The organism is Mesorhizobium australicum, assembly GCF_900177325.1.
Classification (GTDB): Bacteria; Pseudomonadota; Alphaproteobacteria; order Rhizobiales; family Rhizobiaceae; genus Mesorhizobium_A; species Mesorhizobium_A australicum_A.
This window is the reverse complement of sequence record NZ_FXBL01000004.1, coordinates 2,366,073-2,388,041: the sequence shown is the minus strand read 5'-3', so window position 1 is coordinate 2,388,041 and position 21,969 is coordinate 2,366,073. Positions and strand designations below refer to the sequence as shown.

Sequence of the window (21,969 nt, the reverse complement as noted above, 5' to 3'; positions counted from 1 at the left end):
TTATGCCGGGCGGGGTATCAAGTGGGAGGACTACTCGGCCGCCTCGGAGCGGTAGTGCAATTCACCATCCTCGCCGAGGTAGATGTCGCTGGGATGGTCTGGCAGCAGGTCATCATAGGGGATTTCCCCGCCGATGAAATCGCGATCCACGATGGCCTTCGCAGTGGGATCGGTTTTACGGGCTTCGCGCTGCCATGTGCGAACGGCCTTCTCAACGTTCTCGGGAACCGCATCGATTCCGACGAACTTGCGGCCCGTCCGATGGCAGGCAATCAGCGTAGAGCCGGTCCCCATGAAGGGGTCCAGGACCGAGTGGCCCTCTTCGCTGATAAGCCTGATGAGTTCGATCAGCACCTTCACCGGCTTCGACGTCTTGTGCCCGGCGGCGATCTCCTTGCGCTCGGCCTTTGCAGCCTTGCTCGCGTCGGGCCTCAGCAGCGACGGCGAGATCCTTTCGGCTGGCCAGGGCTCCTCGCCTTCGCGGGCGAAGTAGAAGATGGTATCGATGGAATTCTGTGCCCGCTGCCGCCACGGCTGGCCGCCTAGATTATGCATTGCCAGATAGTGCAGCACGGTCCATCCGGCATCTTCGATGCCCTTCTGGGCCGCCGCGAAGGCGGGCGGGTGGTAGGCCGCGAAGGCGAATCCCCCGCGTGGCTTGAAGAGCCGATAGACTTCCTGCCAGTCTGCATTGTGGTCGTTGAGGATGCCGTCCTTGTTGACCCCATAAGGAGGGTCAGAAACGACCACGAAGTCCCTGTCCTCCTCAATCGCGTAAGCGTCGATGAACTCTTTAAGGAAGGGCAAGCCCGCAGCCGAGAAGGCACTTAGCTTCGACCCGTCATCCGTCGAGTCACCGATGCATGCGACGTGGTCTCCCATCTTGATGACGTCGCCGTTCTTCAGACGGAACGGCTCATCGGGACTATCGTCGGGCTCGCTGGTGTCGGTCATATCGACCTCGCGCTCGAAGGGAGTGGAACCGAGCGTTCCACTCCACTTCACCAGTGCGTTGACCCAGCGATGACTTCGGCCGAGCGTCTTGGCGACTTTGCGATTGGTCAAGGACGGGTCGCGCTTGAGAGCTTCGAGGATGGCGGAGCGGGCATCCCGGTAGCCCTGATCACCCTTGGCCAGGTAACGCTTCGCACGGGTCAGGAGCGCCTCCGCCTGGGCTGCGCTATCGTTCTCGACGGCTTGTGGCATCATCCCGGTCCTCCACCTTGAGGTCGGGGAGGCTAGCAGGTCCGCGCTGTCATCAGGCTAACGCGATAGTTCGAATTGTACACGTTGGCGGGAGGCCGAACCGGTTAAAAGCCCACAAAGCCTCACAGGCGGCCAACGGCCGCTATCGCTATCGACTTGGCGTCGCAGGCCAGCGGGATCGCCGAAGGCCGATGACGAGCCGAACGTGGCGGTCGAATTACGCCGCTTCGGCCTGCACGCGCACGTATCGGCCGGATCCGCGATCAAACCGAACCATGTCGCGGGCGTAGATGCTGATAGTCCCGCGAACGCTATTGGCCGAGAGACCCGACGCGGTGACCAGTTCGAATAGCGACGCGCCTTCAGGCCGCAACACCAACTCGATGACGATTCCCGCGCCGGAGTCCCTGGAGGGCGGTCTACGGAGACCATTCATCTGCCTTGGCGGCTCCTCGGGCGCTGCTACCGTTGGGACCGATGATGGTGGAGTCAGCGCTCGCACCTCTTCCCCCGTCCACGGGTCGGACTTGCGCCAGCGGGGTGGCGGGAAGCTCAATGATGTGGACCGCCCCAGTTTCCCGTCCAGCCACGTCCAGCCAGGTGGAGGGTCGGGCCACGAAGGGTCTCGACGGCCGTGGAGGCGAGCAGCGCAGGACAACGCGGCTGCGCGCTCGGGGCTGGTCTGCAGCGGATCGGCGGCTTGGGCGATGAGACGGTCGAGCATCGGAGACTCCGTGGAGGTCGGCGCATTGAAGCTTGCCGCGAGCCCGATGGTGAAGCGGAAAGAAGATGAGGCCTTATCGGCCTCATCGTCATTCGGCTTCGAGGGCTGTCAGGCGCGCGCTCGGTAGACCTTGTTCTCCCGGTCGTAAGTGACCCCACCGATCTCGCGTCCGTAGACACTCACCATCGCGCGGGCCGAGTGCGCGAGCACCCCGAACTCCGACATTATCGCCTCGATGGTCGTGCCATCCTGCGAGCGGAGCATCTCGGCGACCCGCTCCTTCCGAGTAGGGCGCTTCGGCTTCGGCTCGGCCTTGGGCGTCCTCGTCCGCTTCGGCTTTTCGGGGACCGGCGCTTCTGCGACCAGCTCGCCTCCCACGCCCGGCGTTCCTTCCCACCGATACCCTTCTGGCGCGGCAGGCCAGTCGATCTTGGCGGCGTCGAGCTGGTGTTCGGCGATGAGCTTGGAGGCGAGGTTCGCGGCGCTGATTGCCTCGGCGGGCTCGCAGCCGTTCGTGACAGTCTTGGCGACGAGGGCGCGGACCTTGCGGTAGAGGTTCGAGGTGTTGGTCATCGGGGTGTCTCCGTGTTGCGGTGAGGTTAGGCGAGCGCGGCGATGGCGAGGGCCGAGGCGTTGACGACCTCGTCCTTGATGTGGCTGGAGTCTTCGATGGTGACCGGCTTTCCCGCGTCCAGGGCGGCGCGCTGGGTGGCGTTGAAGACCTGGCCGTATTCGTCGGCCGTGTAGGTGATGGTCTGCAGGGTGACCTTGCTGGTGCGCTTGTAGGTGGTGCGGGCGATCAGGGTGATGTTCATCGTTGGGCTCCTCCGGCGCTGTTCGCCGTGACCCCACAACGCTTATTCGGTGGCCCGAATCCACTGGAATCGCAATCACTTAGGACCGATGGTTACCGACGTGTGTTGCGCCCGCGCAGCCATACAGACCTCACTACCTGCCGGCGCACACCCGACTCATCACCCGTTGGCGCCCCAGCCATCGGCCATGAGCTTGTCGACCCAGTTCGGGCTGCGGCCTATCCGCTCGGCGACTGTTCGGTTCGAGAGCCTGGACGGGAGGGCTATCTTCTTCGCCTCGATGATGGCGTCACGGGCGGCCAGGTAGCTCTGCCTGGCCAGGCGTTCAAACTCCTCGCCCCTGGCGGCGTGTAGCCTTGCTTGCTCCAGCAGAGCGTCGACAGCAGCGGCAGAGTTCGAGAGAGCGTCCATGGGTCCGATGATACGCTGGCAACCCTACCGTTGCGGTACCGCAGTTAAGCAGCACGGCGCGCACCCCTGACCAGTTCCAACAGGCCCGACAGATTCAGCCGCATGTCGTCGGTGCAGTCCTCCAGCTGCTGGGCGAACAGGACCAATTCCCTCACATCCCCGGTCGCCATCGCCTCCGCCACGCGCTTCGCGTCGGCCACCCCTGCGCGACCGTTCGACAATCCGCTGTCCTCGATCAGCGAGGGGCCGATGGTGGTAGCACCGCAGACGGCCGTCCAGGAGGTCTGGTCCGCGAAGTGGCCTCGATCAATGATATGCGCGACGACCTTGCGGCCGTGGCGCAGCTCCCAGGTTACGGCGTCAACCTGCCGCCAGTCGAGAGCCGAAGAGGTCGGTCGCCCAAAAGGCCCTGTTTCGCCAACAACTTGTCCAGCGTTTCCCGTGGGTTACGGACCTTTATCGGGACAGGCATATCCGGAACGGCACTGGGACCCGTCCCGAACAGCGATGTCCCGATAACTCCTGCCCTTTGCGCCGCCTTGCGGCAACGCTCCGAGCAGAACCGCGCGGAGCGGCGCTTCACCTCGAACGATCGCCCACATTGCTGACAGGTTCTGTCGACCATCGTCTGCTCGCCTTCGTCGCTCCGAGGAGGGAGCCTACGAATGCTTGGTAAACAGTATGAAGCAAGCTCAATCTGTCACGCGGCGAGAGCTTACCGCTCCTCCAGCACCGACAAGCATGCATCGAGGTCATGTGTTGCAAGGTGCGCATAGCGCATCGTCATCTGCAGCGTTTGATGCCCTAGCCACGTCTGCACGCGCCGGATGTCCACTCCGCCGCGAACGAGCCGCGAAGCGCAGGTATGCCGAAGTACGTGGGGCACAACGTCGGCGTCGCGACCGAGCCCTACCTCGGCTTTCGCCTGGTGCCATGCGATGCGGAACTGATACTGTTTCACGTCAATGAAAGGGCCGATCGCTCGGCCTCGTTGCGCTTGCAGCGCCCGCTGGGCTCGGTGCGTCAATGGGACCGTCCTGCTCCGACCCGACTTCGTGAGCCAGAAAGTGACACGGCCTTCCTCGATGTCGTTCCACCGAGCACCTATCGCCTCGCCAAGTCGCGCGCCGGTGTCCACCAAGAATAGTGAGAGGTTAGCATAGGTCTCGGAGCGTACCCTGATGGACGAGAAGAGTCGGGCCTCCTCGTCGTAGTCGAGGAATCGGATGCGCCCTGCCCTCTCCTTGAGGCGCCGAATCTCCGGGAGGCTGTGGACCTCTCCCATCTGGCGGGCCTTCTTGAGCAGCTTGCTAAGGGCGGACAGCTTCCTGTTGATGGTGCCGTTGCTGTTTCCCCTCCGGCGCAGCTCTCCGATCAGAAAGTCCAGCCTCTCTTGGGGGAAGTCTCTGAACCGCTCCGACCGCAGAATTGTATCCAACTCCCGAAGGAAGCCGGCCACGCAGTATTTGTGGAAGCTCTCCTCCCACAGGACGTGATGATGACGTTCGTAGAGTTCGGCGACGCTGTGGGCGTGGCCCCCATCGGAGAAGAGTCCAGCCGCGCCGAGATCCTCACGGGTCGTCCAGCCCTGCTCATGGATAGAATACGCTGAGTCCGTCAACACGCCTTCCCTTCTGTGGACCACCCTGTGACCAAAGGGAATGCGTCCTTCGGCACGGCTAGCAAGTCCTTTGTGGACTTGGCTGCGACGACGGCACTTATCAAATGCGAAGACCCGGCGGTTGCCCGCCGGGTCTCGTCAAATCAGCTCGTGAGCCGATTAGAAGTAACGCGTGAAGCGCAGGAAGCCGGAGACGGTGCCGTCCGGATCCGCATGCGGGAACTGCGGGTTGTCCGCAATGTCGTCGTAGCGCAGCTCGCCGCGAACTTCGAACTGGCTGACCGGGAACCAGACCACGGACAGTTCCGCAGCCCAAGCATCGGTGCCGCGCGAGAGATCCGTGCCGGCATAGTAGAGGTCGTTGAAGTACTGGAACGCGACCGAGGCGCCCAAGGTCTCGGAGAACTGGTGGTTATACGACACCAGGACCGACCACTCGGAACCACCATAGAGCGAAGTGCCAGCCGGGCCGAAGATCGACGGCGAGCCAACGTTAAACCGATGCGCACCGTCGGCATAGTAACCGATCACGCGCAGGTTGGAGCCCGGCATGTTCGGGATGTTGAACTGAGCACCGAGCGTAGCCGCAAAGCCACCGTCGCTGATGCCAGCCACACCGAGGTTCGGATTCACGCTGTAAGACGTGCCGTCAAACGATTCGTCGTAGGCAACCTTCGCCCAGACAGCACCCCAACCACCACCGTAGCCGAGCTTCACAACGACGTCGGGCATATAGCCTTCGCCCGACATAGCGTCGTCTTCAAGCGAGATGGCGCCGAAGAAGCCGTTTGATTCGAAGCGGTAACCAATGAGGGCGACCTCATGATAGTTATAGTACATGCCCGACCAAGAGTGCGAACCGTAGTTCGACGGGCCACCATTCTTGGAGTCGGCGTAGAACGACTCAGAATAACCGGCCATGAATCCGCCAAGCTGAATGTAAGCCTGATCGATACCGACCGGGCCGTCGCCACCGCCGAGACCGGCATACGAGCCAGAACCATTCCAATCAGCCTGCAGACGGATATAGGAACGCAGCGTGCCCCACTCGGTCTCGGAGCGCGCGTCGACGTTCAGACGAGCACGAACCGACTTGTACCAGCCCTCGCCGGCCGTACCACCGATCCCCGGAAGCGTCTGAAAATCGTTCGGGTCGTAGTTGTTGGTGCCAACCTGGTACCAGACATAGCCGGAGATCTGCAGGCAGGTCTCGGTGCCGGGGATGTAGAAGAAGCCGTTGCCGTACGCGTCGCAGACGCGGACGTATTCGACCGGCTCGGGCTCCGGCGCCATGACGGCGTCGGCGGCGCGGGCGCCGGTCACTGCGACGAGAGCCGCAGCGGAGCCGATGAGAAGGCTCTTGATGTTCATTTTCTGACCTCCAGTCAAAGTTAATAAACGGGTCTGGGTATTTTTTGCTGAAGGACAGCGTTCCCTGCCCCATCCCCTAAAGGCGAAAAGTCGCTTCCGAAGTCGCTTCTCTTCCCGACCGACAATTACCGAACGGCCCCGCCAGTTCAACCGTCAACTTGCCCCTGCCGCCTTGCACACACCGCTATGCCCAATTGCTGTTGCACAAATGACACGATTTGCCGAGGGAGCGAAAGGAACCCTTAACCAGGGCGCTTAACGAAGCAGAAGGATATCGCCGAACGGCCCGGAAAACGGCAGAATTGCGCCATTCCACCCCAATGTGACGGGCTGGCCGGCAACCGGCACCAGTGACGCCCTGCGAGGGTGCAACGCGCCTTCCCGCGGGCAAGGCGAGCGGAACGGTCGCTCATCATCCGGCTTCCGTTCGCCGGTCTGGATGCGTCCGAGTCGGGTGGGCGCAGAGAATCACCAGGATGATTCGCGGGCTGGCTCCGGAGAAATGATCGTCACGAACCACGTTCCCAAAAGAAGAGGGGCGCCGGGGCTGATGCCCGACGCCCCGCACTCATTATCCGATACGGATCAGCCGTTCGCGACCTTGAGTGTGGCGGAGCCGCCGAGCGCCTTGTTCACGGCCGGGATGATCTTCTCGCCCCAGAGCTCGATCTGCTTCACCATGGTCTTCTGGTCGAAGTCGCCGAGCTGCGTCTGGACGGCGATCTGGTCGCACTTGAGGATCTCGATCTCCTCCAGCAGCCGGTCGATGACGCGGTTGACGCTGCCGACGGGCAGGTTCTTCTGCATGGTCTCGAAGGAAAGGTCCTGCTGGGTCGGCGTCTCCTGCAGCATGTAGCCATCCTCGCTCTGCTGGCGGCGCTGGTGCAGGGCTTCCGACAGGCGGCGCTGGAAGCGCGCATTGTCGAGATAGGAATCGATCTCGGCCTGGTCGTCGCTGGCGTAGCAGCAGCGCAACAGCGAGATCTTTGCGTCACCCGCCTTCTTGCCTTCCGTCTCGGCCGCCTTCTCGATCATCTCGCGCAGGTTCTGCACCTGGTCGAGGCCGCCGTGGAAGGCGGTGACGAAGAGATTGTGACCCTCGCGATAGGCGCGGCCCATCGAGCGGGCGGAACCGGCGGCGAGCCAGATCGGCGGCGTCGGCTTCTGCACCGTGCGCACCGAGATCGCCGTCGGCGGGATGCTGATATGCGTGCCCTGGTGCTCGAAGATCTTCTGATTGAGGCCCTTCATGATGATGTCGAGATATTCGGAGAAGACCGCCGGGGCCTCGTCGACATTGACGCCGAAGCGCGAGAACTCGAACTGCTGGTAGCCGGAACCGACGCCGAGCTCGAGGCGGCCGTTGGAGACGATGTCAGCGAAGCCGATCTCCGACAGGAGCCGCTGCGGCTGGTAGAGCGGCAGCACGCAGACAGCGGTGCCGAGGCGGATGGTCTTGGTCACGCCCGACAGCGCTGACACCATCATCAGCGGCGACGGCACGAGGCTGTAGTTGTTGAAGTGGTGTTCGGCGAACCAGGCGACGTCCCAGCCGGCGCGCTCGGCGGCCTGCGCCTGCTCGATCGAGTTGCGGATGACCTGGTCGGACGACTGGTGATAGCCGCGCTGGGCGGCCAGGATGAATGTTCCGAATTCCATTGAAATGTCCTCAGATGCTTTGCTTGGGGCGATTCAGGGCACGCGCTCGACATGCGCGCGGATTGAATTGGTGGCGGCGTCGATCCAGCCTTTCTTCGCGGCGTAGTCGACCATCGCCTGGTATCCGGCCCGCCATTCGGCCGTCGCCGGCGCGCCGGGCAGCGACGGCACCCTATCGACGCCGATCAGCACGTTGCCGTCATCGACGAAGGTGACGCCGTCGATCGCCGGCCGCGTCTCGGATCCGGCGATACGCAGCTTGAAGCCCTTGAAATCCTCGGCTTCGAGCAGCGAAAGCCCTTTGGACGGTGCGTAATCGACGATCATTCCGCGGCCTCCGATACCGTTTCGTCCGAAAAATCGCTGGCGAAGCCGGCATTGCCGAACGAGGTCCAGCCGCCGTCCACGTAGAGGATCGAGCCGTTGATGTACGAAGCCTCCTCCGAGGCCAGGAAGAGCACCGCGTCGGCGATGTCGTCCGGTCGCCCGAGGTCGCCCATCGGGATGCGGCGGCGGATCGACGCGGTGTCGACGCGGCCCGACTGCTCGAGCGCGGCGACGCCGGGCGTGCGGATATAGCCGGGCGCCACGGTGGCGATGCGAATGCCGGACGGCCCTAGCTCCGCCGCCATGCAGCGGGTCAGGATGTCGATGCCGGCCTTCGAGGCGCCATAGGCGTGGCGCGGCACGAAGGGCAGGAAGGTGTTGATCGAGCCGGTGTTGACGATCATGCCGCCCGCGCGCATCGACCTGACCGCCTCGCGCGCGCAGAGGAAAGCGCCGGTGAGGTTGATGTCGAGCACCCTTTCGAGATCGGCCGTGGTCTGCTCGAGCGCCGGACGGAAGGTGTCGGAGATGGCGGCGTTGTTGACGAGCACGTCGAGCCCGCCGAAGCGCTGCCGGATCGCCTCGAAGAGCGCGACGACATCCGCGTCCGACGACACGTCGACGGTCAGCGCGACATGCGCCGGGCCGAGCGACTTCGCGACGGACGCCGCCTCCTCGCCGTCCCGGTCGGCGACGATGACCGTGTCGCCATTGGCGGCGAACTTGCGCGCGACCGCCTCGCCGATGCCCCTGGCCCCGCCCGTCACCAGCACGACGCGAGCGGCCTTCGACGCGGCGGGACAGTTGAGTTCGAGGTCCGGCGTGCCGTCGACCGGCGGATGCGCGTCGCCAGGCTGGTTGAACGACATCCAGCCGCCGTCGACCGCGAGAACCGAGCCGGTGATATAGCGGGCGCGGCTCGACGCCAGGAAATGCAGCGCGGCGGCCATCTCGTCGGGCCTGCCCATGCGGCCCATCGGCACGCGGCGGCGCACGGCGGCGAGATCGGCCTTTCCGGTCCGCTCCAGCTCGGCGACCATCGGCGTGCGGACGTAGCCGGGCGCAACGGCGCAGACCCGAATGCCCTTTGAGGCCCACTCGCAGGCGAGCGACTTGGTGAAGGAGATCAATCCGGCCTTCGACGCCGAGTAGGCGTTGCGGCGGGGATTGCCCAATACGCCGGCGAGCGAGGCGGTGTTCACGATCGCGCCACCGTTCGACATGCGCTTCGCGGCCTCGCGGGCCATGATGAACGGCCCGATCAGGTTGACCGACAGCGTGCGGCGGAACAGGTCGATGCCGGTGTCGACCGTCGGCGTCATCGTCGGGCCGAGCGCGGCATTGTTGATGAGAACGTCGACACGGCCGTAGCGTGCCGAGATGCGGTCGAACATCGCCACGATCTCGGCTTCGCTGCCGATGTCGCATTCCTCGCCCGAATGCTGCGGACCGAGAGAGGCCGCGAGTTCGAGGACGCCGGAACCGGCCTGGTCGACCGCCACGATCGTGTCGCCGTCGCGCAGGAACGCGGCAACGGCCTCGCGACCGATCCCGCCGGCGGCGCCCGTGATGACGACAATGCGCCCTGATCCGTCCATCAGCATTTCCTCCCGAAGTCAGCGAAAATATGCGCGGCGGCGTCAGCCGACCGCAGCCAGGCGGCGGAACGACCCGTCGCGGTAAAGCAGGGCCTCCTGGTCAAGCGACGTCACGCCGACCACCCGTCCGAAATAGATGTGATGTGTCCCCGAGAGCACCCTCTCCGCGACCTTGCAGTCGAAGGCCGCGACGGCCCCTTCCAGCACGGGCGATCCGGTCGTCATCGAGATCCAACGGCCTTCGCCGAACCGTTCCTCGGCGCTCAGCTTCGACGTCGAGAACAGCCGCGCGATCCTGTGCTGCTCCTCGGACAGGAAGTTGATGGCGAAGGAGCCGCTCTCGGCGATCAGGCGTTCCGCGGTGGCGCTGCGGTTGATGCAGACCAGCATCATCGGCGGCTCGGCGGACACGGAGCACACGGCGGTGGCCGTCAAGCCGTTGCGCGCCTTGCCGGACCGCGCGGTGATCACCGCGACCGACGATGTCACCTGCCGCATCGCCGTCTTGAAGTCGGCGTCGCTTACAGCGTCGGAAGCAGGCATTTCGACGATCTCCGGCATGCGTTCAGCACCTCGCCCCAGTCCGCAGGGCGACGCCGAAGAGCGAAGAGCCGGATGCGCACCCTGGACCGTAGCCATTGCTGAGAATCTCCATTGCGGGGGACGGAAATTCTTTTCCCTTCCGCATGGAAACCATTGTGCGCCCTCGCCTATCCTGTTCAAGCAATTCAATCATTTGAAGGCGACATTCATATTCTTGAAGAAATTCAGTCTTTCAGAAGTGCGTAGACAGGATCGTGCGGGAAGAACCCGCCGACGGGCTGGCGGACGCCGAAGCGCTCCGCATCCGATCCTTCGGGCGGCGTCTGCTCCTCGACCCAGTCGTAGGCGACGGTCCGCCGCGCGACCCGCCATTCCTCGCCGCGCTTCTCGAAGGCATCGCAATACCGGCCAGCGAGCAGAAACTGGCGCACCACGCCGTCCTGCCCAGGACCACGCTGCAAGGCATTGAAATAGGTCTCTACCCGCGCATCGGTGGCGCTGCGAAACTCGATCAGGATGTTGGAGACCTGATGGATGTTGCGCGGATTGGTCTTGAAGACGCCGAGGGCCATCTGGATGAAACCTTCCACAGGGCCGGAATAGGCCCCGTGCCGGTCGGTCGCATCTGGCCAATAGGAACTGCGCAGCGCCGCTTCGTCGCCCCGGTCGATGCCACGGCAATAGCGGTAAAGACAGTCGCGGATCGCCTCGCGGTCGATCAGTTCGGTAAGCTTCGCCTGGTCCATGGTCTCCTCCTCACGACCTTCCCGACGCCGGAACGATCAACGCGTCCAGCGCGACGAGGCCCTTGCCCTTCTCCATCACCCGCACCGGATTGAGATCGATGCTCTCGATCGTGTCGGCATTGGCGGCGGCGAAGCGCGACAGCGCCGACAGCATCTCCGCCAGCGCGTCGACGTCGGAGGGGGCAGCACCGCGCACGCCTTCGAGCATCGCGAAGCCGCGGATCTCGCGGATCATGCGATGGGCCTCCGCCACGTCGAAGGGCGCGGCGCGGAAGGTCACGTCCTTCAGCACCTCGACGAAGACGCCGCCGAGACCGAACATGACCACCGGTCCGAAGGCCGGATCGCTCACCACGCCGGCGATGATCTCTACGCCGTCGGAGATCATCGGCGAGACGAGGATGCCCTCGATACGGGCATCGGGCCGCTTCTCGGCAGCGCGAGCGAAGATGGTCGCGGCGGCCTCGCGCGCGGCGGCCTCGTCCTTCACACCGACGATGACGCCGCCGATCTCGGTCTTGTGTGCGATGTCCGGCGACGAGATTTTCAGCACGACCGGAAAGCCGACCGAGGCGGCGACCGCGCCGGCATCGTCGCCGGCCTTGATGAGTGCCTCTTTCGGGAAGGTAACGCCGGCCTGGGCGAGGATGGGCTTCGCCTCACGCTCACTCAAGGCTCCGCCTGAGAACTCGACGTGCTCGCCAGGCGCGAGCTCACGCTTGCCGCCCGCGGCGCGCTCGAAACTGTTGCGGAAGTGAACCATGGCGCCGAGCGTCTTCATCAGCGCCGAACCGTCCTGGGCGACGATGAAGCCCTTGTCCTCGTAGGCGCGGACGATCTCGTCGGGCGCGGTCATCGTCAACGCCATGATCGTGTCGCGCGAGGCGGCGGCTGCGGTCTCCAGCGCCTGACGCAGCTTGCCGGAGAAGGTGGGGCTCGCGGGGCCGCTGCCGAAGATGCCGGCGAAGAAGCCGTAGTCGCCCTTTTCGAGCATGGCCGAGATGAAGCTCGTCATCAGCGGCAGGTCAGTGACGGCCTGCGCCGTGGCGTCGACCGGATTGCGCGGAGACGCATAGGGCAGCATCGCCTTCAGCTCTTCCTGCGCCTTTTCCGGCATCGGCTTGACGTCGAGCCCGGCAGTCTCGGCGTCGTCGGCCATCTGGATGCCAAAGCCGCCGGACATGGTGAAGATGCCGAGCGAATTGCTCTTGGGATAGACGCCGCGCGAGCAGGCGGCGGCGATGTCGATCTGCTCGGCCGTGGTCTGCGCCCGCCACACGCCGTACTGGCGGAAAACCGAATCGAACACGGCGTCAGACCCTGCGAGCGCCGCGGTGTGGGAGCTGACCGCATGCGCGCCGACTTCGGAGCGGCCGACCTTCATGAAGACGATCGCCTTGCGCCGTTCGCGGGCCACTTCGAGCGCCTCGATGAAGGTGTCGCGGTCCTTGATGCCTTCGGCATAGGCCATGACGACGTTGATGTCGGGCTGCTCGACCATCCAGCGCAGCGCCTCCGCGACGTTGATGTCGCACTCGTTGCCGGTGGTGACGAGATGGTTCATGCCGAGCCCGCGCAGGCGCGCGAGATACATAAGGTGCGAGCCGTAGGCGCCGCTCTGCGAAACGATGCCGATCGGGCCGGGCTTGACGAGGCCGGTGTCCAGCATGGCAGAGAAGGTGCCGTAGAAGCCGATCGAGGAGTTGAACACGCCGAGGCAATTGGGGCCGAGCAGCCGCATGCCGGATTCGCGCGCGATCCCCGTCATCTCGTTCTGCAGGGCGCGGCCGGCCTCGTCCGTCTCGGCGAAGCCGGCGGAGAAGACGATCGCCGCCTTGACGTTGCGCCCGGCGCATTCCCTTACCGCCTGGACGGTCGCCGCCGCCGGCACGGCGAGGATCGCGACGTCGGGTGCCTCGGGCAAAGCGCCGACCGACGCATAGGCGGTGAGGCCCTGCACGGTCTCACGCTTCGGATTGACCGGATAGACGGCGCCCTTGAAGCCCGCCTCGCGCAGATAGCGCAGCGGCCGGCCGCCGATGCGGGTGACGTCGTCCGATGCGCCGACCAGCGCGACGGAGTTCGGCGCCAGCAGAGCGGAGAGACTTTGGGAGCGGTTGAGCATCAGGTCTGTTCCATGTTTGTCGCGACGGCGCCCTGGCCGAAGCGGGCCTCGGGAAGCCCACCGACCCCGAGGCCGTCGATCGCGAAGAGAATGCCGCCGTCCGGGTGCTTCGAGATCGCACGGCCGGAGCCGGAATCCTTGATGGACGTGACGAAAAGGGTGGCGAGATCCGGCCCGCCGAAGGCCACGCAGGACGGCATGTCGGTGGGGGCGTCGATCATCCTGTCCAGCGAGCCGTCGGGGAAGAAGCGCGCGATCTTGCCGATCTGGATCAGGCAGACCCAGATGCCGCCCTCGGCGTCGACGGTCGCGCCATCGGGGCCCGAACCATAGGGCTCCGTGTCGATTGCGATGCGGTAGCCCTTCGACGGGGCGTCGTCGGTCGAATAGTCGTAGGCGCGGATCTTCCGCTCCAGGCTGTCGGCGAAATACATCGTCGCGCCGTCGGGGCTGAAGCAGAGCGCATTGGAAATATGGATGCCGGTGGCGAACACCTCGACACGGCCGGAGCCGTCGAGGCGATAGAGCTTGCCGAGCGGGTCCGCATGGACCCCCATGGTGCCGCACAGGAACCGGCCCTGGCGATCGTTCTTGCCGTCGTTGAAGCGGATTGCCGGATCGACCGGGTCCGGGCGGAACAGCGGCGAGAACGCGCCGGTCGCGAGGTCGAGACTGTACATGCCGTCGGCGAGGCCGGCGATCAGCGTGCCGCCCGCACCGAGCGCGATCGAGCCGACCATGGAAGGCGTCTGCCAGGACCGGAAGGTTCCGGTGGCCGGATCGTGCGACCGGATCAGCCGCGAGAATCCATCCACCCAGTAGAGATGCCGGCGCTGCGAATCCCAGACCGGGCTCTCACCCAGGAAATCCGCCTGGTCGGAGACACGGCTCATCCGAAACGACATCCGCCGGTCCTTTCCATCGATATGCTGAAAAAGACGGCGGGGAGATCGTATCTCCCCGCCGCAGGCTTGGGAGGCCTATTTGAGGAGCGGGCAGGTGCTCTCGGAAGCCGGCCGCCAGACTTCTTCCGCCGGGATCGTGCCGGTGACGGTGTAGTAGTCGTAAGGCTGCTTGACCTCGTCCGGCGACTTGATCGTCACCGCATACATCGGACGCATGACCTGGCCGTCGGCGCGGATCTTGACGTCCTTCATCTGGAAGTCGTTGATCGGCAGTTCGTGCATCTTGGCGACGACCTTCTCGCCGTCGTCAGTGCCAGCTTCCTTGACCGACTTCAGGTAGTGCGTGATCGCGCTGTAGGTGCCCGACATGGTCTCGTTGGGGATGCGATCGCGGAACCGCTTCTTGAACTTGTCGGCGAAGGCGCGGGTCTCGTCGTTCAGGTCCCAGTAGCCCGGGGTCACCATCGACATGCCCTTGACGGCCTCGAGGCCGATGCCGTGCACCTGGTTGATCTGCAGGCCGAGCGCCACGACCTGCTGGCCGCCAGCCTGGATGCCGAACTCCTGCGCCTGCTTCACGGCATTGGCAAAGTCGGCGCCGGAATTGGCCAGCACAATGACCTTTGCGCCGCTGGCCTGCGCCTGGAGCAGATAGGACGAGAAGTCGTTGGTGTTGAGCGGGTGCAGCACCGAGCCCATGACCTTGCCGCCGCCGTCCTCGATGAACTTGGTGGCGTCTGCCTGCCAGGTCTTGCCGAAGGTGTAGTCGACGGTGATGAAGTAGAAGCTGTCATTGCCGGCGGCGAGCATCGACTTGATGACGCCCTTGGCCAGCGAGTAGGTGTCGAGCACCCACTGCGAACCCATCGGCGAGCAGGCATCGTTGGTCAGCGAGGACGATGCCGTGCCGGCCAGCATGTAGGGCTTCTTCTTCTCGGCCATGATCTTCTGGATGGCGAGCGCGATCGAGGAGGCGGAGCCGCCGACGATGGCGTCGACGCCTTCCTGGTCCACCCACTTCTGCGCGATGGCCGCGCCGATGTCGGGCTTGTTCTGGTCGTCGGCGATGACCAGCTCGACCTTCTTGCCGTTGACCTCGCCGCCGAAGTCCTCGATGGCCATCTTGGCCGCCTCGACCGCGCCCGGGCCGCCATTGTCGGCATAGGGGCCGGACTGGTCGGCCATGATGCCGATCTTGACGATGTCGCCCGAGATCTCCTGCGCGAACGCAGCGCCCGCCGACAGAATGGTCGATCCGGCGAGCAACGCCGCAACGACCGCGAACCTGTTAGTCTTCAACATGCGATTTCCTCCACTTGCGCTCCCCAGGGTTTTTCATTGCCCCGCCTGAGCTGGTTGCACATCCGGCGGCCCTCCGCCGGCTGATCTCATGAGAATGCGAACGTCATCGCGCCATCGACGAGCATCATGTCGCCGCTGACCCAGCTTGACTCCTCGCTTGCGAGGAACACCGCCGCATTGGCGATGTCTTCCGGCTCGCCGAGACGGCCGAGCGGCACCTTCTGGCGCCGGCGCTCCCAGCCCGCCTCGTCGACGACGAGGTTGGCGCCGTCGGTGCGGGTCGAGCCCGGCGCGATGGCGTTGACGCGGATGTTCATCGGGCCGAATTCGGCAGCGGCCGAGCGGGTCGAGGCCTGCACCGCGGCCTTGACCGAGCTGTACATGATGCCGTGCTTGAACGCGATCAGCGCCGCCGGCGAGGCGATGTTGACGATGGCACCGCCGCCCGCTTCCTGCATCTGCGGCACCACGGCCTGGTAGCCCCAGATGACGCCCTTGAAGCCGACGTCGATCATCAGGCCGATCGTCTTCTCGTCCTGTTCCAAGAGCGAGCCGTAGCGGTTGAACATCGCGTTGTTGACCAGGATGGTCGTCGGGCCGAAAGCCTCCTTCAGCTTTGCCGCCGCCGCGAAGACCTCGTCGCGCTTGCCGACATTGGCGACCAGCGGCAGCGCCTTGCCGCCCGCCGCGTTGATGGCATCGGCGGCTTCGCCCGCGATCTCCGGCTTGAGGTCCAGCACGCCGACGGCGGCGCCCTCGCGGGCGTACGCCTCGGAGATGGCGCGTCCTATGCCGCGCCCCCCGCCGGTCACGAGCGCGACGCGCCCTTCGAGCCTACCAGCCATGCACTTCCCTTCCCTGATGCGTCATAGTTCTCGTTCAACCCGCCTTCGCGGCCTTGGCGAAGGTCTCGCGCGATGCCATCGGGATCGCGCCGCCGCGCGTCGGGTCGGCATAGGTGCCGCCCGCGGTGGCGTAGTCCTTGCCGGAGCGGCGTTCGAGCACGATGCCGATGGATTCGACATTCGGCACCTCGTTCTCGGCCAATTCCGCCATACGCGGCTTGCGGGCGAGCGCCTTCTCGATGAAGGGGGCGAGTTCCTCGTCCTTCTTCTTCACCCGCTCGTCCTCGCGCTCCTTGAGTTCGGGCATCACCTCGCTGGCGAACAGTTCGAGCGCCTCGCAGATGTGCTCGTGGCGGTTCATGCCGGACTGCTGGATGAAGATCATCTGGTCGATGCCGACGTCGGCATAGCCCTTCAGGTGCTCGCGCACGCTCTTCGGCGTGCCGATCGAGCCGGAGCCCGGCGTCTCGCGCATGTCGTCCTTGATGGTGAGGAAGCGCTTCCAGAGATTGGTGACGCCCGGCTGGTGCTCGCCATAGACGGCGTAGTGGGCGATCGAATAGCCGAAGAAGCGGAAGCCATCGAGGCCGCGCCGGATCGCCTCGTCGTGGTTCTCGTGAACCATCATGCCGTTGAGCGTGGCGAAGTTGGCGTTGACCGCGTGGCCGATCGGCACGCATTCCTCGGACTTGATGATGGCGTAGTATTCGTCGCGCCACAGCTTCGCCTGGCTCGCCTCGACGAAGCCGAACACCAGGGCGCCGACCCCGTGGCGGGCGGCGCGCAGAATGCTTTCGCGGCGCGAGCAGGCCATCCAGATCGGCGGATGCGGCTTCTGCACCGGCTTCGGCACGACGTTGCGCACCGGCATCGAGAAGAACTGACCCTCGTAGCCCGGATAGGGCCGCATGGTCATCATGTTGGCGGTCTGCTCGACCCCCTCGCGCCACATCGCGGTCTTCTGCTCGGGCTCGATGCCGAAGCCGTGCATCTCGATCAGCGAGCCGGATTCACCGGTGCCCCATTCAACGCGGCCGTTGGAGATGAGGTCGAGCGTGCCGAGGCGCTCGGCGACGCGGGCCGGATGATTGTAGCGCGGCGAGGACAGGCAGATGCCGTGGCCGATGCGGATGTTCCTGGTGCGCTGGGAGACCGCGCCGAGGAAGACCTCGGGCGCGGAGGAGTGCGAATACTCTTCCAGGAAATGATGCTCGACTTCCCACATGTGATCGAAGCCGAGCCGGTCGGCGAGCTCGATCTGGTCGAGAGCGTCGTTGAACAGCTTCTGCTCCGCGCCCGCTCCCCAGGGCTGCGGAAGCTGATGTTCATAGAACACTCCGAGCTTCATGATTTCCTCCGGAACGCGGGCGATCCACTTCGGTCGTCCGTCTTGTTCTTGCGTCGAGCCGTCGCACGACAGGCGCCGGACTTGACGGCAGGCACCATGTCATGCGCAGTCTGACGAGGCCATATGCAATTCGTACGTGCTGCGCAGTTTCACCATCGTGAAATTGGCGTTGGCCGGAAGGGGCGGAGAATGCTGACGTCACAGGTCAAGTCGGCGACGCGTGCGATCGAAATTCTCGAATATTTCAAGAAGGTTAGACAGCCGAAGTCGATGTCGGAAATCGCGGTAGCGCTCGGCTATCCCCAATCGAGCAGCACCGTGCTCCTCAAAACGCTCGTCACGCTCGGCTACCTCAACTACGACCGCCGCGAGAGGCTCTACTTTCCGACGCCGAAAGTGACTTCGCTCGGTGACTGGATCCCGCGCGCGCTGTTCGGAAACAGTCGTGTCCTGGAGGCGATGCAGGACGTCCATGCGGCCACTGGCGAGACGGTTTCGATCGGCACCAAGAACGACGTCTACCTGCAATACGTCCAGATCATCCAGTCGGTGCACGCCCTGCGATTCCACGTCGACGAGGGGACTTTGCGCCCCCTCACCCAGTCGGCCGTCGGCTGGACGCTGATGTCGACACTGCCGGACGACAAGATCGACAACATCGTGCGCCGCGCAAATATCGCGACCGATAAGTCCGCCGAGAAGGTGAAGATCCCGGACATGCTGGCGAAGATCCACGAGATCCGGGAGAAGGGTTATTGCTCGGCGGAGAACGTGCCATTTCTCGGCGGCGGCACGATCTGCGTGCTCCTGCCGATCACCATCCAGGGGCAGCCTGTGGTGCTCGGCCTCGGCGGCGCGGCGGAGCGCATCCGCGCCAACCACGATCGCTACCTCGCGACGCTGCGCCGGGCGGTGAAGACGGTTCGTCCGAACGATCCCTTCGAGCAACCGATCGACATCGAATTCTAACGGAAGCCGCTCGAAAGCCCGCGCTCAATGCGCGGGCTTGGCCTCGACCTGCTTGGCCTTGGTCTCGGGCGTCGCATTGCGACGGCGCAGATATTTCGCGAGCGCAGCCAGTTCGCCAACGATGCCGCGGCGGAAGAAGACGATCACCACCAGCAGGATCACGCCTTGCGAAACGAGCGCCCATTCGCCGAAGCCGGCGAGGTAGTCGTTGAGCAGGATGATGCCGGCAGCGCCGAAGACCGGGCCGATCAGCGTGCCGAGGCCGCCGAGCAGCGTCATCAGGATGACCTCGCCGGACACCGGCCAGGAGGCGTCGGTGAGCGTGGCGAACTGGTAGACGGTCGCCTTCAGGCCGCCTGCCACTCCGGCCATCGCGGCGGAGATGACGAACGCCACCAGCTTGATCTTCTCGGGATCGAAGCCGAGCGACTCGACGCGGGGCTGGTTGTCCCGCACCGCCTTCAGCACCTCGCCGTAGGGCGAGTGGACGACGCGGTAGTAGATGAAGACGCAGAGCGCTGTGATGGCCAGTACGACGTAGTAGAAGGTGAAGTTCGACGTGATGTCGACGAAGCCGAACAAGGCGTTGCGCGGGATCGCCTGCATGCCGTCTTCGCCACCGGTGAACGGCGCCTGGAGGAAGATGAAGTAGACGAACTGCGAGAAGGCGAGCGTGATCATCGCGAACTGGATGCCCTGGCGGCGCATCGTGAGGTAGCCGATGACGAGGCCGAGCAGGCCTGCCGCCACGCCGCCGCCGAGGATGGCGAGCTCGGTCGAGATCGGGGTCGTCTTGAGGATCTGCCCCGTGATGTAGGCCGCGCCGCCAAAGAACATGGCGTGGCCGAAGCAGAGCAAGCCGGTGTAGCCGAGCAGGAGGTTGAACGAACACGCGAAGACGATGAAACACATCACCGTCATCAGCGTGACAGAGTAGAAATAGAAGGGCGCCAGGATCGCCAGCACCGCGACGACGGCAAGGATGAGCAGGCGAGGCATCAGACGGACTCCTTGCTGGCGAACAAGCCGGCCGGGCGCAGATAGAGCGAGACGATCATGAACAGGAAGATCACGACGCTGGCGGCCTCGGGGTAGAAGACCTTGGTGAGGCCCTCGACGACGCCGAGCATGTATCCGGTGACGGCCGCGCCCGCGATCGAGCCCGTGCCGCCGATGACGACCACGGCGAAGACGACGATCATCAGGCTTGACCCCATCGACGGCGAGACCTGGTAGATCGGCGCGGCCAGCACGCCCGACAGGCCGGCCAGGCCGACGCCGAAGCCGTAGGTGAGCGTCATCATCTTCGGCACGTTGATGCCGAACGCCTCGACGATCTGCGGCTTCTCATTGGCCGCGCGCAGATAGGCGCCGAGCTTGGTATATTCGATGAGATACCAGGTGCCCAGGCAGGTCACGAGCGAGAAGACCACCACCCACAGGCGGTAGTAGGGCAGGAACATGAAGCCGAGATTCATGCCGCCGGGGATCGGGTTCTCATACGGTAGACCGGTGGAGCCGTATTTGTAGCGCACGAGCCCCTCGACGATCAGCGCGACGGCGTAGGTCGCCAGCAGGCCGTAGAGATGGTCCAGCCCCTGAAGCGGCCGCAGCAGCAGCCGTTCCATGACCATGCCGGTGAGGGCGACGATGACCGGCGCGAGAATGAGCGCCCACCAGTAGTTCAGCCCGAGGAAGCTCAGCAGCAGCCAGGCGACGAAGGCGCCGAGCATATACTGGGCGCCGTGCGTGAAGTTCACGACGCTCATCAGGCCGAAGATGATGGCGAGGCCCATCGACAGCATCGCGTAGAACGAGCCGTTGATGAGGCCGAGCAGGACCTGCCCGAAGAGCAGTTGGGTACTGATGCCTTCGAACATCGCTCACACCCCCAGATAGGATTTGACGCGGCCCATGTCGGCCTCGAGCTCTGCGTTGGTCAGGATGTCCACCACCCTGCCGTTCTCCACCACCACGTGGCGGTCGGCGACTAGGCGCGCGAAGCGCAGGTTCTGCTCGACAAGCACGATGGTGAAGCCTTGCGCCTTCAGGCGCTGGATGGTTTCGCCGATCTCCTTGACGACGACCGGCGCGAGCCCCTCGCTCGGTTCGTCGAGCAGGAGCAAGCGCGAACCGGTGCGCAGGATGCGGGCGATCGCCAGCATCTGCTGCTCGCCGCCGGAGAGCTTGGTGCCCTGGCTGTTCGCGCGCGCCTTGAGGTTCGGAAAGGTGGCGTAGAGCTGTTCGTCGGTCATGCCGCCTTCGCGCAGCACCGGTGGCAGGAACAGGTTTTCCTGCACCGAAAGCGACGAGAAGATCGCGCGCTCCTCGGGGCAGTAGCCGATGCCGAGACGCGCGATCTGGAAGGTGCGCTTGCCGACCAGCTCGGTGCCGTTGAAGTTGATCGAGCCGGTGCGTTTCTGGACGATGCCCATGATCGAGCGCAGCGTCGTGGTCTTGCCCGCGCCGTTGCGTCCGATGAGTGTGAGGAGCTCGCCTTCGCGCACGTCGAAGCTCATGCCGTGCAGGACCTTCGATTCCGCATACCAGGCGCTGAGATTGTCGATCTTCAGCATCGGCGCCGCATTCAACGCGGGCGACGCCTTCTCGACGGCAACGCTACTCATCGACGCCTCCCATGTAGGCGGTGACGACCGCGGGATTGTTCGAAACCTCGGCATAGTTGCCTTCGGCGAGCACCTGGCCGTGCTGCAGCACGGTGATCTTGTCACACAGCGTCGAGACGACCGAGAGATTGTGCTCGACCAGCAGTACGGTGCGCCCGACGGCGGCGCGCCTGATTAGGTCGGTGATGGGTTCGATGTCCTCGTGACCCATGCCGGCCGTCGGCTCGTCCAGCAACATGACGCGCGGCTCGAGCGCCAGCGTGGTGGCGATCTCCAGCGCGCGCTTCTTGCCGTAAGAGAGCTCGGCGGCGGGCGTGTCGCGGCTGTTGGCCAGCCCCACCTGCTCCAGCAGTTCGTCGGCGCGGCTGTTCAGCGGCGCAACCGCCCGCAGCGAGCGCCAGAACTGATAGGCGGTGCCGTAGGACGACTGCAGCGCCACGCGAACGTTCTCGCGGGCGGTGAGGTTCGGGAAGGTCGCCGAGATCTGGAACGAGCGCACGAGACCGCGGCGCGCCACCTGGGAGGTGCGCAGCGAGGAGATGTCCTCGCCGTCGAAGACGATCTTGCCGCTGGTCGGGGCGAGCGTCTTGGTCAGGAGGTTGAAGCAGGTCGTCTTGCCGGCGCCGTTCGGTCCGATCAGCGCATGAATCGAACCCCGCCGAACGGCGAGGTTCACGTCCTTCACGGCAGCGAAGCCGGCAAAGACCTTGGTCAGCCCTTCGGCTACCAGCACGTTGTCCGCGTCCTGGGCAGTCTCGGTCCGCGACAGGACCGCAGAGCTATTCGCCATGTTTCCTCCCTATCGGTCCCGCGCCTGTCCCGGCGCG

22 protein-coding genes are annotated in these 21,969 nt (G+C 64.8%); 1 reads left to right on the top strand and 21 read right to left on the bottom strand.

Translation table 11 applies throughout. The features are described from left to right. Positions 1 to 30 precede the first annotated feature (30 nt). From B9Z03_RS14170 to B9Z03_RS14090, 17 genes are all read right to left on the bottom strand, one after another. Positions 31 to 1,206 (bottom strand): site-specific DNA-methyltransferase, encoded by a 1,176-nt coding sequence (locus B9Z03_RS14170; RefSeq protein WP_210191372.1) that lies wholly within the window; start codon positions 1,204 to 1,206, stop codon positions 31 to 33. Positions 1,207 to 2,038: 832 nt separating this feature from the next. After that, entirely contained in the window at positions 2,039 to 2,503 is a 465-nt protein-coding gene (locus B9Z03_RS14160) for a DUF3489 domain-containing protein (protein ID WP_085464798.1), read from the bottom strand. Positions 2,504 to 2,529: 26 nt separating this feature from the next. After that, positions 2,530 to 2,745, bottom strand: coding sequence for a hypothetical protein (locus tag B9Z03_RS14155; protein ID WP_085464797.1), 216 nt, complete (start codon positions 2,743 to 2,745; stop codon positions 2,530 to 2,532). 159 nt (positions 2,746 to 2,904) lie between these two features. Further along, positions 2,905 to 3,156 carry a hypothetical protein gene (locus B9Z03_RS14150; RefSeq protein ID WP_085464796.1) on the bottom strand — a complete coding sequence of 84 codons (252 nt, stop codon included), beginning with the start codon at positions 3,154 to 3,156 and terminating at the stop codon, positions 2,905 to 2,907. A gap of 44 nt (positions 3,157 to 3,200) precedes the next feature. Then, positions 3,201 to 3,377 carry a hypothetical protein gene (locus tag B9Z03_RS29860; protein WP_176247522.1) on the bottom strand — a complete coding sequence of 59 codons (177 nt, stop codon included), beginning with the start codon at positions 3,375 to 3,377 and terminating at the stop codon, positions 3,201 to 3,203. A gap of 494 nt (positions 3,378 to 3,871) precedes the next feature. Next, the gene (locus B9Z03_RS14145; RefSeq protein WP_244561748.1) at positions 3,872 to 4,777 is read right to left on the bottom strand and encodes a tyrosine-type recombinase/integrase; all 906 of its coding nucleotides are present in this window, start codon (positions 4,775 to 4,777) and stop codon (positions 3,872 to 3,874) included. A gap of 159 nt (positions 4,778 to 4,936) precedes the next feature. Beyond that, positions 4,937 to 6,148 carry a porin gene (locus B9Z03_RS14140; protein WP_085464794.1) on the bottom strand — a complete coding sequence of 404 codons (1,212 nt, stop codon included), beginning with the start codon at positions 6,146 to 6,148 and terminating at the stop codon, positions 4,937 to 4,939. Between the two features lie 585 nt (positions 6,149 to 6,733). Further along, complete coding sequence (locus B9Z03_RS14135) at positions 6,734 to 7,807, bottom strand: LLM class flavin-dependent oxidoreductase (RefSeq protein ID WP_085464793.1); 1,074 nt, start codon at positions 7,805 to 7,807, stop codon at positions 6,734 to 6,736. A gap of 33 nt (positions 7,808 to 7,840) precedes the next feature. Then, entirely contained in the window at positions 7,841 to 8,134 is a 294-nt protein-coding gene (locus B9Z03_RS14130; protein WP_085464792.1) for a hypothetical protein, read from the bottom strand. Then, a complete protein-coding gene (locus B9Z03_RS14125; RefSeq protein WP_085467658.1) occupies positions 8,131 to 9,732 on the bottom strand; it encodes an SDR family oxidoreductase in 1,602 nt (533 codons plus the stop codon). Before B9Z03_RS14125 ends, B9Z03_RS14130 begins: the two co-directional genes overlap by 4 nt. A 42-nt stretch (positions 9,733 to 9,774) precedes the next feature. Then, the gene (locus B9Z03_RS14120) at positions 9,775 to 10,293 is read right to left on the bottom strand and encodes a flavin reductase family protein (protein WP_085464791.1); all 519 of its coding nucleotides are present in this window, start codon (positions 10,291 to 10,293) and stop codon (positions 9,775 to 9,777) included. A gap of 206 nt (positions 10,294 to 10,499) precedes the next feature. Then, positions 10,500 to 11,021 (bottom strand): nuclear transport factor 2 family protein, encoded by a 522-nt coding sequence (locus B9Z03_RS14115; protein ID WP_085464790.1) that lies wholly within the window; start codon positions 11,019 to 11,021, stop codon positions 10,500 to 10,502. A gap of 10 nt (positions 11,022 to 11,031) precedes the next feature. Next, positions 11,032 to 13,146 (bottom strand): acetate--CoA ligase family protein, encoded by a 2,115-nt coding sequence (locus tag B9Z03_RS14110; RefSeq protein WP_085464789.1) that lies wholly within the window; start codon positions 13,144 to 13,146, stop codon positions 11,032 to 11,034. Further along, positions 13,146 to 14,039 carry an SMP-30/gluconolactonase/LRE family protein gene (locus B9Z03_RS14105; RefSeq protein ID WP_244561747.1) on the bottom strand — a complete coding sequence of 298 codons (894 nt, stop codon included), beginning with the start codon at positions 14,037 to 14,039 and terminating at the stop codon, positions 13,146 to 13,148. The genes B9Z03_RS14110 and B9Z03_RS14105 overlap by 1 nt, the downstream gene beginning before the upstream one ends. An 87-nt stretch (positions 14,040 to 14,126) precedes the next feature. Beyond that, the gene (locus B9Z03_RS14100; RefSeq protein ID WP_085464787.1) at positions 14,127 to 15,353 is read right to left on the bottom strand and encodes an ABC transporter substrate-binding protein; all 1,227 of its coding nucleotides are present in this window, start codon (positions 15,351 to 15,353) and stop codon (positions 14,127 to 14,129) included. A gap of 86 nt (positions 15,354 to 15,439) precedes the next feature. Beyond that, the gene (locus tag B9Z03_RS14095) at positions 15,440 to 16,198 is read right to left on the bottom strand and encodes an SDR family NAD(P)-dependent oxidoreductase (protein ID WP_085464786.1); all 759 of its coding nucleotides are present in this window, start codon (positions 16,196 to 16,198) and stop codon (positions 15,440 to 15,442) included. A gap of 34 nt (positions 16,199 to 16,232) precedes the next feature. Continuing rightward, entirely contained in the window at positions 16,233 to 17,546 is a 1,314-nt protein-coding gene (locus B9Z03_RS14090; protein WP_085464785.1) for an LLM class flavin-dependent oxidoreductase, read from the bottom strand. A gap of 189 nt (positions 17,547 to 17,735) precedes the next feature. Between B9Z03_RS14090 and B9Z03_RS14085 the strand changes: the two genes are divergently transcribed. Further along, entirely contained in the window at positions 17,736 to 18,515 is a 780-nt protein-coding gene (locus tag B9Z03_RS14085) for an IclR family transcriptional regulator (protein WP_085464784.1), read from the top strand. Positions 18,516 to 18,539: 24 nt separating this feature from the next. Here the strand turns inward: B9Z03_RS14085 and B9Z03_RS14080 are convergent, their stop codons facing one another. From B9Z03_RS14080 to B9Z03_RS14065, 4 genes are read right to left on the bottom strand one after another with little or no spacing between them, the layout of a single operon-like run. Beyond that, the gene (locus B9Z03_RS14080) at positions 18,540 to 19,514 is read right to left on the bottom strand and encodes a branched-chain amino acid ABC transporter permease (protein ID WP_085464783.1); all 975 of its coding nucleotides are present in this window, start codon (positions 19,512 to 19,514) and stop codon (positions 18,540 to 18,542) included. Continuing rightward, positions 19,514 to 20,395: a branched-chain amino acid ABC transporter permease gene (locus B9Z03_RS14075; protein WP_085464782.1), complete on the bottom strand. Its 882-nt coding sequence runs from the start codon at positions 20,393 to 20,395 to the stop codon at positions 19,514 to 19,516. Before B9Z03_RS14075 ends, B9Z03_RS14080 begins: the two co-directional genes overlap by 1 nt. 3 nt (positions 20,396 to 20,398) lie before the next feature. Beyond that, positions 20,399 to 21,142, bottom strand: coding sequence for an ABC transporter ATP-binding protein (locus B9Z03_RS14070; protein WP_085464781.1), 744 nt, complete (start codon positions 21,140 to 21,142; stop codon positions 20,399 to 20,401). Beyond that, entirely contained in the window at positions 21,135 to 21,932 is a 798-nt protein-coding gene (locus B9Z03_RS14065) for an ABC transporter ATP-binding protein (RefSeq protein WP_085464780.1), read from the bottom strand. Before B9Z03_RS14065 ends, B9Z03_RS14070 begins: the two co-directional genes overlap by 8 nt. Positions 21,933 to 21,969: the final 37 nt, after the last annotated feature.